This is a genomic window from Paenibacillus sp. YN15 (genome assembly GCF_003285005.1).
Classification (GTDB): Bacteria; Bacillota; Bacilli; order Paenibacillales; family NBRC-103111; genus Paenibacillus_AR.
In genome coordinates this window covers 63,636-76,646 of sequence record NZ_QMFA01000017.1, presented here as the reverse complement: position 1 = coordinate 76,646, position 13,011 = coordinate 63,636, and the positions used below count along the sequence as shown (strand labels likewise).

At 55.5% G+C, this 13,011-nt stretch carries 12 protein-coding genes; 1 reads left to right on the top strand and 11 read right to left on the bottom strand.

Annotated elements, in window-relative coordinates; genetic code table 11:
* Nucleotides 1–9: 9 nt before the first annotated feature.
* Nucleotides 10–900 carry a glutamate biosynthesis transcriptional regulator GltC gene (gene gltC, locus DQG13_RS15255; protein WP_113020637.1) on the bottom strand — a complete coding sequence of 297 codons (891 nt, stop codon included), beginning with the start codon at nt 898–900 and terminating at the stop codon, nt 10–12.
* A gap of 124 nt (nt 901–1,024) precedes the next feature.
* Between gltC and tpx the strand changes: the two genes are divergently transcribed.
* Nucleotides 1,025–1,528, top strand: coding sequence for a thiol peroxidase (gene tpx, locus DQG13_RS15250; protein WP_113020636.1), 504 nt, complete (start codon nt 1,025–1,027; stop codon nt 1,526–1,528).
* Nucleotides 1,529–1,650: 122 nt separating this feature from the next.
* Here tpx and DQG13_RS15245 read toward each other — a convergent pair whose 3' ends face one another.
* The 10 genes from DQG13_RS15245 to DQG13_RS15200 all read right to left on the bottom strand — a co-directional run bounded on the left by DQG13_RS15245 (nt 1,651) and on the right by DQG13_RS15200 (nt 12,848).
* Entirely contained in the window at nt 1,651–2,034 is a 384-nt protein-coding gene (locus DQG13_RS15245) for a DUF1499 domain-containing protein (RefSeq protein ID WP_113020635.1), read from the bottom strand.
* A 122-nt stretch (nt 2,035–2,156) separates the two neighbouring features.
* On the bottom strand, nt 2,157–3,089 hold the full coding sequence (locus tag DQG13_RS15240; protein ID WP_113020634.1) for a 1-phosphofructokinase family hexose kinase: 933 nt from the start codon (nt 3,087–3,089) through the stop codon (nt 2,157–2,159).
* Between the two features lie 9 nt (nt 3,090–3,098).
* Nucleotides 3,099–4,016, bottom strand: coding sequence for a hypothetical protein (locus DQG13_RS15235; protein WP_113020633.1), 918 nt, complete (start codon nt 4,014–4,016; stop codon nt 3,099–3,101).
* A gap of 32 nt (nt 4,017–4,048) precedes the next feature.
* Entirely contained in the window at nt 4,049–5,605 is a 1,557-nt protein-coding gene (locus DQG13_RS15230; RefSeq protein ID WP_113020632.1) for a UDP-glucose--hexose-1-phosphate uridylyltransferase, read from the bottom strand.
* Nucleotides 5,606–5,618: 13 nt separating this feature from the next.
* Complete coding sequence (galE, locus tag DQG13_RS15225; RefSeq protein WP_113020631.1) at nt 5,619–6,605, bottom strand: UDP-glucose 4-epimerase GalE; 987 nt, start codon at nt 6,603–6,605, stop codon at nt 5,619–5,621.
* Between the two features lie 78 nt (nt 6,606–6,683).
* The gene (locus tag DQG13_RS15220) at nt 6,684–7,856 is read right to left on the bottom strand and encodes a galactokinase (protein ID WP_113020630.1); all 1,173 of its coding nucleotides are present in this window, start codon (nt 7,854–7,856) and stop codon (nt 6,684–6,686) included.
* A 42-nt stretch (nt 7,857–7,898) separates the two neighbouring features.
* Nucleotides 7,899–9,128, bottom strand: coding sequence for an ROK family transcriptional regulator (locus DQG13_RS15215; protein ID WP_113020629.1), 1,230 nt, complete (start codon nt 9,126–9,128; stop codon nt 7,899–7,901).
* A 204-nt stretch (nt 9,129–9,332) separates the two neighbouring features.
* Complete coding sequence (locus tag DQG13_RS15210; RefSeq protein ID WP_113020628.1) at nt 9,333–10,907, bottom strand: extracellular solute-binding protein; 1,575 nt, start codon at nt 10,905–10,907, stop codon at nt 9,333–9,335.
* Nucleotides 10,908–10,976: 69 nt separating this feature from the next.
* Nucleotides 10,977–11,849 carry a carbohydrate ABC transporter permease gene (locus DQG13_RS15205; RefSeq protein WP_258525687.1) on the bottom strand — a complete coding sequence of 291 codons (873 nt, stop codon included), beginning with the start codon at nt 11,847–11,849 and terminating at the stop codon, nt 10,977–10,979.
* Between the two features lie 36 nt (nt 11,850–11,885).
* Entirely contained in the window at nt 11,886–12,848 is a 963-nt protein-coding gene (locus tag DQG13_RS15200; RefSeq protein ID WP_113020627.1) for an ABC transporter permease, read from the bottom strand.
* Nucleotides 12,849–13,011 lie beyond the last annotated feature (163 nt).

Sequence of the window (13,011 nt, the reverse complement as noted above, 5' to 3'; positions counted from 1 at the left end):
CGCCAAACCTTACATCGACTTAAAATAGTCGATCAAAAAGCTGCGGAACCGCTCCGCCACCGGTGTCAGCTTTTCTTCCTTGCGCCGGGCCAGGCCGATGGTGCGCGTCACCTTGGGCTCGCTGATCCGGATCTTGGCCGGCTCCAGTGGGCTGATCTCCGTCAGCGCCATCTCCGGGAGAAGCCCCACCCCCAGCCCCGCGGCCACCAAACCGCGGATTGTATCCGTCTCTTCCCCCTCGAAGCCGATCTGCGGCACAAATCCGGCCGCCCGGCAGCCGTCCAGCACAATCGAACGCAGCGAATACGCCTCGCTGAACATCACAAACGGATCGCCGCTCAGCTCATCCAGCCGGATCTCCTCCCGCTCCGCCAGCGGATGGCCTATCGGCACAACGGCGTACAGCTCCTCCGTAAGCAGCACCTCCCCGGTAACCAGATCATGGGTTTCGGGAAACGGGGAAACAAAGGACAGGTCAATTTCCCCGCTGACCAGATCCCGCAGCAGGCTGGAATACGTTCCCTGCCGCAGCCGGAACTTCACACCCGGGTGCTCCTTCCGGAACTTGGCTACCACTGTGGGCAACAAGCTGATCCCCATACTGTGGGGGAACCCGATCCGCACCTCCCCCAGCTCCGGATCAAGAAACTCGCGGACCTCCCGAACCGCCCGGTCCAGCTCCGTAAAAACATTCTCCACCCGGTCCAGGAAAAGCTTGCCCACCGGAGTCAATTGCAGATTGCGTCCCTTCTGCACAAACAAGGAAACCCCCAGCTCCTGCTCCAGCTGATGAATCTGCCGGCTGACGGCGGACTGGGCCACATGAAGCTCCTCGGAAGCCTGGGTAACATGCTGCTTTTGCGCAACCTTGATAAAATAGTGCAGTTGTCGAAGCTCCACGGCAGCGATCCTCTCAAAAAAAGTTTTGTCGAACTGTGACATTTATCATTTCTAAATTGGACAATCTCATTCTAGCCATATTATAATGAAAAAAACATTGCAATGATACAGGAGGAACGAACTTATGGCACAGGCTACCTTTAAAGGAAATCCCCTTACTCTCGCAGGCAATCACGTCAAGGTTGGCGATAAAGCCCCTGATTTCACCTTAAACAAGGATCTGGTCACCGAGGTTTCCCTCAAGGACTATGCGGGCAAAATCAAGCTTATCAGCGTCGTCCCCTCCCTGGACACCGGCGTATGCGACGCCCAAACCCGGCGCTTCAACGAAGAAGCGGTGAAGCTGGGCGACCAGGTAGTGGTCCTTACCGTCAGCGTGGACCTTCCCTTTGCCCAAGCCCGCTGGTGCGGAGCAGCCGGCATCGAGAATGTTGTCACCCTCTCCGACTACAAGCATCTCTCCTTCGGCAAATCCTACGGCGTGCTGATCGAGGAGTTCCACCTGCTTATGCGTTCCATCTTCGTCATCGATGCCAACGACACGGTGCAATACGTCGAATATTTGGGCGAGATGACCAACCACCCCAACTATGAGGCGGCAGTGGAAGCCGTCCGCAAGCTCATTTAACCGCCGGTTCTGCCGGCAGGCAAGGTAACCTCTATAAACGGACACAGAAAAACAGCGGGGGAATCTCAATTCTTCCGCTGTTTTTATTGTGGAGCGTGCCGGACCAGGCCGCTGTATCCGCTTTATATTTTGTATGGAGCCAACTTCCGGTCAAGCTCCCTGTAAATTTCCAGAATTATGCGATAATTGGAGCCAAGGTCTCCCATGGAACCGCGGGAAGCGGAATAAATATCCACCGCTGATTTGGTGGGCCCCAGATCGAATACAGTCAGTGTAATATCTTGCGTCCGGCCTGTAATGGTCCTGCGCTCCAATACAATCTCGCCCACATTGGGAACCTCATGGAGAAGCTTGTACCCGTTCATTTTCTTCAGAGTCGATACGACTTCATCCCATGCCTTGGCCTTCGGCAGCTTGTAGTGCTTCGTCTTCAGGGCCGGGTCCTTGGCCTTCTCTCCGGTCAGCTCATGACTGCGGATGATGCCGATCAAGGTTCTCTTAAGCAAAACGCGAATCCCCCTTTTGGTAAATCGGAATGAAGCAATTTCCTGAAATGCTGACCATTCTATATTACCACTCTTTTGGACACAGCAAAAGAGGTGATTGAAAATGCTTATGAAAACTCTCTTTAGGATAAGGGATCAATCCGAATTTCTCCCAGCAGCGCCCTCATATCGTTCAGATTGACGTTGCCGGCCTCCTCAGTCAGCGCACTGGCCGCCGCTGTAGCCGCCGCCATCCGGATGATCTCCTCCTCCGGCATTCTCCGGTAGTATCCCGCGCACATGGCGCCGACGAAAGCATCTCCGCAGCCAACCACATTCACTGCCTCAAGGGCGGGAACAATCACCCGGAACAGCCGTCCGTCCATGCCCACCACTGCGCCGCGTTCGCCCAGCGTTGCCGCCACACAGGAAATCCCTTTATCCAAAAGACGCTGAACAGCTTCATACACATCCTCATCCTGCTCGGGTTTCTTGCCGAGGACGGCTTCCAGCTCATCCTCATTGGGCTTCACGCAGGTAGGGCGCGCCTCGATTCCCGCCAACAGAGCCTCGCCGCTGGCATCCAGAATGGAAACAATCCCCTCCTGGTGGGCCATTTCGATAAAATCGGCATACAGGTTCACCGGCGTTCCCTCCGGCATACTGCCGCAAATGGCCAGGACCGAAGAAGAAGTCACCGCCGAGCGCACCTTGTCCCGGATTGCCAGCACATCATCCGCCCCAATTTGGGGGCCGCGCTCCAGAATCTCCGTGGTTTTCCCCGTAAACCGGTCAATAATGTTCAGGCTTACTCTGGACTCCCCGTCAATGCGGGCAAAATCGTGAAGGAGCCCCCGCCTGGAAAGCTCCGTCTCGATAAAAGAGCCGTTAAAGCCGGCAACAAATCCCGTTGTCAGAACAGGGCAGCCCAAATCATGGGCTACCCGCGCCGCGTTAATGCCCTTTCCGCCGGGAAAACAGCGCATGTCGGGAACCCGGTTGACCATACCGATGCGAAGATCCCCTACAAAGCAGGTTTTATCCATAGTGGCGTTTAATGTGACTGTGGTAATCATAGGGACGGCCTACCCTTTGAGAAAATGCTTCATTTCCCTGTTTAACTGCGACTCCTCGTTAAGGGGAAGCTCAACGGTGCGGAACAGGTTCCAGGTTTCGGAATGAACGGTTGCTTCTCCCGGAGCAAGCTGAACCAGCGGGCCAAGGCTCTCCAATTCGAGGAAATGATTATTCACATAAGCCTCAAATGAAACGCCGAAATCGGGGTAGGCTGCCTCAGGCTGATGGGTGTAATACTTCACGAACAGGTTGCCTTCATTGTAATAAGCGGCCCATCCGTTTTCGTTGTTGGTTCCCACCTTGAACGGAGTCGAACCGTCCGCCTGCCGGAGCAGAATATAGTCCTCTCCCCAGGTGACGCGCGGGTCATTCATCCGGCTATAAGGCCATAAGGCCAAAATCCGGTTGCCCAGCAGGCCGGTTTCCCGTTTGACCTGGGGAATAACGGCTGTGCCGCCCTTGGCCATCACGGAAAGCGCCCAAGGGGCCAGCTCTACAGTCCAGGCGCCGGTATTGGCAATCCGGTGAAGAACAGTTACTTCTCCGCTGTCATCCATAGAGATTTCTATTTCCTTCTGCAGATGGTTCCACTTCTCGGCAGGGGGGGTCAGCACCGCGCCGGTTTCCGTCGCCCGCCAGGTCACCGGCTCATTGTCCGGATAATAGCTGCGGGGATGGGCCTCCGGGCTGGTCCACAGGCGGTGTCCGCCGTAAATATGCCAGGTATCCTCAGTTCCTTCGTACTGCACCGGATTGGTGATGGAGCGCTCTGCATCCTCCTTGAACAGGTTAGCCTGGCCCTTGAAGCCATAACGGATAATGCGGGGCCCCAGGTCCACAGTCGCGACCACATCCACAATGCCGTTGGATATCTCAACGCAATTGCCCCAGCCGCCGTAAGTGATTGTCTTCACCGTAATTGCCATGGTTATCTTGTCTCCTTTTAAGGGAAAGAGAATTACACCCTGCGAAAGCCCATGTGTTCCATAAACCGGTCATAAGCGGCTATTCCCGCTTCCGTGCGCTTATACACGCCTGCATCGGCCAGCACCGCGGCGAACTTCAGTCCGACCTCGCGCTGCATGGCCCCGGCAGCCTCCTGCCCGGTCAGAGAGGAGCCGTAGCGGGTAAGCAGCTCACCGATCCACTCGGCATGTTTCGACAATGGATGCTCATTCTTATTCCATTCGCCATCGGCACCCCATTCTCCTTTTAAAATTCCGGCAATTTCATCAAGCTCCTGAAGAAGCCGTCCCGGCAGCACTGCCAGCCCCATCACCTCGATGAGGCCGATGTTCTCCTTCTTGATGTGGTGCAGATTGGCATGGGGGTGAAAAATACCCATCGGATGCTCTTCCGAGGTGCGGTTGTTGCGAAGCACCAGGTCCAGCTCGAACTCCCCGGCGCTGTTGCGGCGGGCAATGGGGGTAATCGTGTTATGGGGCACAGGCGCTCCGCCCTCGGCCGCGGATTCCGCCAGAATATCGGCCGCTTCGTCGGTGTAGCCCCGCCAGGCGTCCAATAAGGCGCTGGCCAGCGCAACCAGCTGCTCCTTGTCCTGGCCGGAGATGCGCACTACGGACATGGGCCACTTCACGCGGCCGATCTTGATACCGGGGTAAGCGTCGGCCAGGTAAACCTGCTCCACGGCCGCTTTTTCCATGGGGAACACATGCCGTCCGCCCTGGAAGTGGTCATGGCTTAAGATGGAACCGCCGACAATGGGCAAATCCGCGTTGGAGCCGATGAAGTAATGGCCGAATTGTCCGATGAAGTCCAGGAGCCGCACGAACGTCCGCTGCGAAATTTGCATGGGCGTATGCTCGGCATTGAAGATAATGCAGTGCTCATTATAATAGACGTACGGCGAGTATTGGAAATACCAGGGGTTGCCCTCCAGCGTCAAAGGAATCACCCGGTGATTCTGCCGTGCAGGATGATTCAGGCGTCCGGCGTAGCCGATGTTTTCCACACAAAGCAGGCACTTGGGGTACTTGCTCTGGGGAAGGGCCCGTTCGGCGGCAATTTCCTTGGGGTCCTTCTCCGGCTTGGAGAGGTTGATGGTAATCTCCAGATCGCCGTATTCCGTAGGCGCCGGCCAATAGCTGTTCTTGCGGATGCGGTCCATGCGGATATAGTTGGAATCGATGGACAGCTTGTAGAAGCGGTCCGTCGCCTCCTCCACCGAGCGGTTCCGGGCGGTTTCCCAGAAGGACCGGGCCACCTCGGACTGGCGGGGCATCAAAAGCCCCATGATCCGGGCATCCAGCAGATCCCGGTAGCCGCTGGTGTTATCGGGGAGAATCCCCTTTTCTGCGGCATAGTCGAGAATCCGGCCAAGAATGGCCGGGCTCTCCTCCCGCTCTTCAGGCAGGAGCCCGTCATAGGGCTCCGCCACCTGAAGCAGATCCAACAGGCCATTGACGGCTACAATGTCGTCGCCTTCGCCCAGCATGCCGTTTTCAACTCCGAAACGGACCAATAATGCAATATCCTGCGCAATGTTGTGGGCCATGGATGCTCTCTCCTTATTTGGCGTATCCGTTAGGATGGGCTTCATGCCATTTCCAGGCGGTGCCGATGATATACTCCAGATTATCGAACTTCGGCGTCCAGCCCAGCACATCCTTGGCCTTCCGGGAGGAAGCGATCAGCACAGCCGGGTCGCCGGCGCGGCGGCCTTCCACCTTCACGGGGATGGGGTGTCCGGTTGCCTTGCGGGCAGCCTCGATCACCGCATTGACGGAGTAGCCGGTGCCGCTGCCCAGGTTGAACACATTGCTTTCGCCGCCCTCGCGCAGATATTTGACTGCCTTCAGGTGGGCATCCGCCAGGTCCGTCACATGCAGATAATCCCGGATGCAGGTGCCGTCCTCGGTGGGATAATCGTCGCCGTAGACCGAGATAAACGGCCGTTGTCCCAGGGGAACCTGGAGGATCAGCGGAATCAGATGGGTTTCGGGATCATGGGCCTCGCCGATTTTGCCGCTTTCATGGGCGCCGCAGGCGTTGAAATAACGGAGGGACACATATTTTACATTATGGGCCACGTCGAACCATTTCATCATTTTTTCCATGGCCAGCTTGGTTTCGCCGTAGGTGTTGGTGGGGAAGGTGCGGTCGGATTCGAGAATCGGCACATTCTCCGGCTCGCCGTAGGTAGCTGCCGTGGAGGAGAAGACAATCTTGCCCACGCCGTATTCATTCATTTTTTCCAGGAGGCAAAGGGTGCCGTAAACGTTGTTGTGATAATATTTGGCCGGGGCCTTCATGCTCTCGCCCACCAGGGAATTGGCGGCAAAGTGAACCACTGCGTCAATGGTATTTTCCTTGAAAACCGTATCGAGAAAATCCTTATCCCGGATGTCGCCCACATACAGCTTGCCGCCCAGAACCGCTTCACGGTGCCCCTGGTACAAATTATCGATAATCACAACTTCCTCGCCTGCCGCGATCAGCTCCGCCACTGTATGGGAACCGATGTATCCGGCTCCTCCCGTTACCAATACTGCCATTGGAAAACACTCCTTTTTTCTATATAAAATGTGTTTTTACCTGCACTTAATTAGAGAACTGTTTTCGGGGGCCTAGTATTAACCCTTGTACTCGTTGGCGCCGTCCCCGATATCGGCCACGTAGAAGTCCGCTTTGTAATCGGTGCGTTCGGCGTAGGCTTTGCCCACCTTCTCGATGAACTCCTCCACCTTGTCCTCGCGGACCAGGGAAACCGTGCAGCCGCCGAAGCCTGCGCCGGTCATCCGCGCTCCCAGCACACCTTCGATCTTGAGAGCTTCCTCCACCATCACATCCAGCTCCTTGCAGGTAACCTCGTACAGCTCCCGCAGGGAAACCCCCGAAGCGGTCATCAGCTCGCCGAATCGGACCAGATTGTTGGCCTTCAGGGCCTCCACGGATTTCAGCACCCGGTCGATTTCCTCCACCACATGCCGGGCCCGCATCAGCACGATGACATCCTTGATCAGATGGGCATTGGCCTCGAACTGCTCCAGGCTAAGCTCGCCCAGCAGCTTCAGGTTGGGGAATGCGGCCTGAAGATCGGCAACCGCCTGCTCGCATTGGGCCCGGCGGGTATTGTATTCGGAATCCACCAGCCCGCGGCGCTTGTTGGTATTGCCCACAACAATCTTGTAGCCCTTGGCCTGGAAAGGCACCAACTGATACTCCAGCGTGCTGCACATCAGAAGCACCGCATGATCCTTTTTGCCGTTGGCGATGACGAACTGGTCCATAATGCCGCACTTGACGCCCATGAACTGGTTTTCCGCCTCTTGGGCGGCCAAAGCCAGCTGCACCCGGTCAATGGGATGGCCTTCCATGGTCATAAAGCCGATGGCCGTAGCCAGATGGATGGAGGCGGAGGAGGAAAGTCCGGCTCCGTTGGGGATTTCGCCATGGTACAGCACGTCGTAGCCGCCGAAGCTGAAGCCCCGCTTTTCCAGATGGACCAGAATGGATTTGGGATAGTTGGCCCAGTCATGCGCTTCTTCATATACAGCGTCCTTCAGTTGAAACTCCACCTTCAGCTCGAAGTTGGTGGAGGCCAGACGAATGGTATCGTCCTCCCGCTTGCGGATCAGCATAAAGGTGCCGAAGGTCAGCGCCGCCGGGAACACATAGCCGCCGTTATAGTCCGTATGCTCGCCGATCAGGTTAACCCGTCCGGGGGCGAAGAAAACCCGGATATCCGCCGCGCTGCCGCCGTGCAGCCCGACAAACTGTTCTTTCAATTGTTCCACATTTGCCATTGGATGATCATCCTTTTTTTGTAGTATTTTTGAGGGATGGTTCTAGGTACTGTATTGATTGGGATTGCTGAAAACACTGCGCAGAATCAGGGTGGCGGCGCCGATAATGCCGCAATCATCCCCCAGCCCGGCCGGGCCGATATAGATGTGCTCGATGTTATGCTGCATGGACCGGTTGGCGATCTCCTCTTTGATGCCCCGAAAAATGAAATCCCCTCCGTTGGCCACCCCGCCGCCGATCAGCACCATCTCCGGATTCAGCAGATTGATCACCAGGGACAGCGCGTCCCCGATATGCCGTCCCGCCTGATCCAGCAGGCGGATGGAAAAATCATCGCCCTGAAGGGCGGCCTGGTGGATCAGCTCGCCGGTGATAGCCTCCAGCTCGCCATTGCTGAGCTCCGCCAGCATGGGCGCCTGGCCTCTGGCAGCGGCCTTCCGCGCCATATCCTCCAGGGCGGGCCCGGAGGCTGCGGTGGACAGGCAGTCTGTTTTGCCGCAGAAGCAGGGTTTTTCCTGATGGCTGGCGATGCGGATATGCCCGATCTCCCCTGCCCCGAAGTGGGCTCCCTTCAAAAGCTCTCCGTTAAGGTAGATACCCGAGCCGATTCCTGTGCCGATATTCAGGAAGAAAAAGTTGGAGACGGCCTTGGCCTTGCCGAACCATTTCTCCCCCAGCGCCATCACCCGGGCGTCATTGTCGATGGACACGGGAAGCCCGAATTGCTCGCTGAACAGTTGGGCCACATGGACATTCTTCCATTGGAATGCCGGAGCAAACAGGGAAACGCCCTTGTCCGGGTCCACCAGCCCGTGAATGCCCATGCCGATGCCGAGAAACCGCTCGGTGTCCATTCCCGATTCATCCAGCACCATGCGGATCGCTTGCCCGATGATGCCCATAATCTCTTCCGGCTCTGCCGCGCCTCCAAAAGGAAGCGTAATCTTGCGGTGAATATGGCCTTCCAAATCCGTGATGCCTACAGCTACGTCGGTGGTGCCCATATCCACGCCGACTACATAATACGCCTCCGGATTCAGCTCCAGCAGCAAGGGCTTCCGCCCGCCGCTGGACACGCCGATCCCGGTCTCCCTGACCAGCCCCAGCTCCATCAGCCCCGCCGTATTGCTGGATACGGTAGCGGGATTCAGTCCCGTGAGCTTGGAGATTTCCGCCCGGGAAATGGGCCCCTTGGTGCGCACAATCTGCAGAATGGTGGAAGTGTTCATGTCCTTGATCAGACTTTTATTGGCGGTATGAAATATTTCCATAAGCACCTACTTTCTTTATTTACTAAATAAAGTATCTGATGAGTTTATTTTAGCAGTCTCTGCGAAAATATACAAGAGTCCTTTTTGCCCCAAAGCCGATTTTTTCTGGCGCGGCACAAAGAGGACATCCGCCCGCGGAGCCTCCGGCCTTCTGCCGGATTTTTCGCATGGTTGGATGTCCTTTTCTTGGCGAATGGTTCAGCCCTACTTCTGCATGGCGGCGTACCATTCGGCCGCTTCCTTCTCCAACTGCTCTCCACCGCTTTTTCTCCACTTGGCCACAAATTCATCGAAGTAATCAACGGGCTTGTCGCCCACAATGATGGAGATGAACGCCTCGTCCTGGATTTTGTTCAGCTCGGCCAGATACTTGGCATTGGAGGGCAGATTGGAACGCAGCTGGTCATACACCACATTTTGGTCAAACTTGCGCTCCACCGCCCAGTCCACCCGCTGCTGGGTCCGTTTGGTGGTCCATTCCGGCAATTGGAAGGAATTGAGCTGGGTATGGCCGCCAATTTGCGAAATCTCCTTGTTGGTCAGCCCGTTCAGCATCACCGGAACCTCCGCTGCATTCAACTCCCAATGCTCCCCCTTGATGCCGAACAAGGCGGTCATGGCGCTTTCGTAATCCGCATTCATGGCGTCAAAAATTTGCAGCAGCTTGGCCATTTTGTCCGGCTCCTTCTCCAGCTGCTTGCCGAAGCTCACATAGCTGCCGGAGAGCAGATTGCCTGTGGAGGGAACACCCGACTTGCCTTCGGGCCCCTTCACCGGAGTGCCATAGACCAGGCTCTCTGCAGCCTGGGGGTTGGCCTTTTGCAAATCCAGGTAGCTGTTGGAGGCTGTGTCTCCGTCAAACAGCAGAGGCTTCCAATGATAATAAGAACCGATCTGGGTAAAGCCGATTTTGGAACCATTGAAGGCATGGGATATGGAGAAATACCCGCCCTTGTTCTCCCCGGTAATAAATTCGGGATCGATGATCCCGTCCTTGTACCATTTGGCCAAGGTGGCCAACGCCTGCTTGGTTTCCGGCTGAATGCCTCCATATACCAGCTTGCCGTTCTTTTCCGCCCAGAAGCGGGGAAGATAGCCATATGCCCCGTAGACCATGTCCAAACCGGTGGCCGACAGCCCGTAGGTATCCTTCTTGCCGTTCTTATCGGGATCTTCATTGGCAAACTTGTACATCAGCGTCTCCAATTCCTCCAGGGTTTGGGGGGCTTGGTTCACGCCAACATTCTTCATCCAATCTCCGCGGTACACAATCGGCACATGGTAGCGGTTCTCCGCGCTGACCATGGGGATGCCGTAGATTTTTCCGTCTATCTTGGTGTACTGGAAGGCCTTGGGCTCAAAATTGATCAGACTTTTGTAAATGATGGGGGCGTTCTTTTGCAGCATCTCCAACGGTATTTCGGCAAGCAGATCCTGATCCGCATATTTTTGCAGATCCACCGCGGACTTCACCACCATCTTGTCCGGAATCTCTCCCCCGGCAAAGCGGAGATTCAAAAGATCATTATACTTGGATGAGTCCAGATTCCACACATCAAAATCAACATTGAACTTATCCTCCCAATATTTCACCAACTCCCCGTCGGCCTCCAGCGGCGCCATTTGCTCGGATGTCATCGTGAAGGTATACCGTTTGTTCTGGTCCGGCGTCTCCCCGCCGCTTCCCGTGGCCTCGTCTGCTCCGCCGCAGCCGGCCAAGGCGCCTACGCTCATCCCCAACGCCAGCACGCAGGCAGATGCTCTCTTCCATTTTTTCATCTGAAAACGACCTCCTGTTTTGTTTATACCATCTATCGGCAAGACAGCCAAACTGTCATTGCTCCTTCGTCAGCCCTTCAACGACCCTACCAGCATCCCCTTGACAAAATATTTCTGCAGGAACGGATAGAACAGAATAATGGGCAGGGTGGCCACCATAACCGTCGCCGCCTTGATCGTATCCGGATTGGAGCTGACTCCCTCCGCTCCGATGCTGGTTGTATCCACCAGCTCCTTGGTCCCCTCCAGCACAATTCGCCTCAGAATAACCTGGAGAACCTGGTGTTTGGGGTTGGCAATATAAATGAGGGAATCAAACCAGGCGTTCCAATGATGCACCGCCGTCCAGAGAACCAGAGTGGCAATAATCGGCATGGAGATGGGAACGACAATGCGGAACAGGATGACAAACTCATTGGCTCCGTCAATCCGCGCCGATTCCTCCAGACTCTCCGGCAGGGACATGAAGAAGTTCCGGGCAATAATCATCGAGAAGGTAGGAATCAGACCCGGAATCAAAAGCGCCCAGATGGAATTCATCATGCCCAGGCTTTTGACCAGCAGGTAGATGGGAATCAAGCCGCCGGAGAAAAACATGGTGAAGACAATAAATGCCGTCCAGAAGCTGCGGTTGGGAAAATAAGGCTTGGCCAGGGGATAGGCGGTCAGAATGCAGGCCATAACCGTTAACACTGTGCCTAAGCCCGTCCGCAGCAGAGTGCGCAGAAACCCGTCGACAATCGCTGAGTCGGTCAACACCTTGACGTAATTGGACAGGGTCAGTTGATCGGGAATCAGGCTGAGATCCGCCATGGAGCCGCCTAAGCTAAAGGACAGCTTCATCATGAACAAAAATGGATACAGCGTGGCAATCCCCAGCAAAGTCAAGAGAAACAGATTGGCCACATCAAAAAGCCGTTCGGAAAATGTTTGGTGCTTCACGCAAATGCGCTCCTTTCATCATTGGGGATGGATGGCTTACCATAAGCCGTAATCATTAACCTTCTTGGCAATGGTATTGGCAATAAGCAGGATAAGGAAGGCAAGCACGTTCTTGAACAATCCCACCGAGGTGGCAAAGCTGTACTCCATGCCCACCAGTCCCTTGCGGTAGGTGTAGGTGCTGATCACATCGCCCACGCTGTAAACGGCCGTATTGTACAGGTTGAACACCTGGTCGAAGTCATCATTGATGATGCTGCCCGCGGCGAAGATCAGCATGATGGTAATCACCGGCACCAGGGACGGCAGGGTAATATAGCGGATGCGGGCAAACCGCCCTGCGCCGTCCACGGTAGCCGCCTCGTACAGCTCGGGATTAATGCCCGTCAGCGCCGCCAGATAGATGATGGAGCTCCAGCCTGCGCCTTTCCAGATATCGGTGATGACCAGAACCGGCCGGAACCAGTTCACATCCGCCAGGAAATAGATGGGCTTCATGCCCAGCATTTGCAGCACTACGTTCACGGGGCCGCCGGAGGGCGAGAAAAATTGGATGAACATGCCGGAAACCACGATCCAGGACAAAAAATGTGGCATATAGGTAACCGTCTGAAACACCCGCTTGAACGCAACCAAACGCACCTCATTGAGCAGGATCGCCAGAATAATGGGAGCGGGGAAGCCGAAAACCAGCTTGTAGAAGCTGATGATCATGGTATTGCGGAATACCTGCCAGAAGCTCTCCAGGGCAAAAAGATCGCGGAAGTGCTCCAGCCCCACCCAACTGCTTCCCCAGATGCCCTGACTGAACTTGTAGTTTTTGAAGGCGATGAGAATGCCGTATATCGGCATGTAATGAAAGACAATGTAGTACACAATGGCGGGAATAAACATCAGAAGCAGATAGCGGTATTTCCAATAGCGGTACAAAGGCCTCTTTTTCAAAATTCGGGGGAATGCAGAAGGTTTGGCGGCAGCGGCATGCTGTAAATCTGCCATGGTGAATTCAATCCTTTCGTGATGGCTTCTCTTGCCCCTTAACCATAGGCCGCGGCAGCCGGGTGTTCAATTGCAAGATTTCACGATCATGCCAAAAAGCGAAGATGGGCAATAGGAAAGACCGACGCTGATTGCAAGATTCGGATAAAGCGCTTTCTTGAAA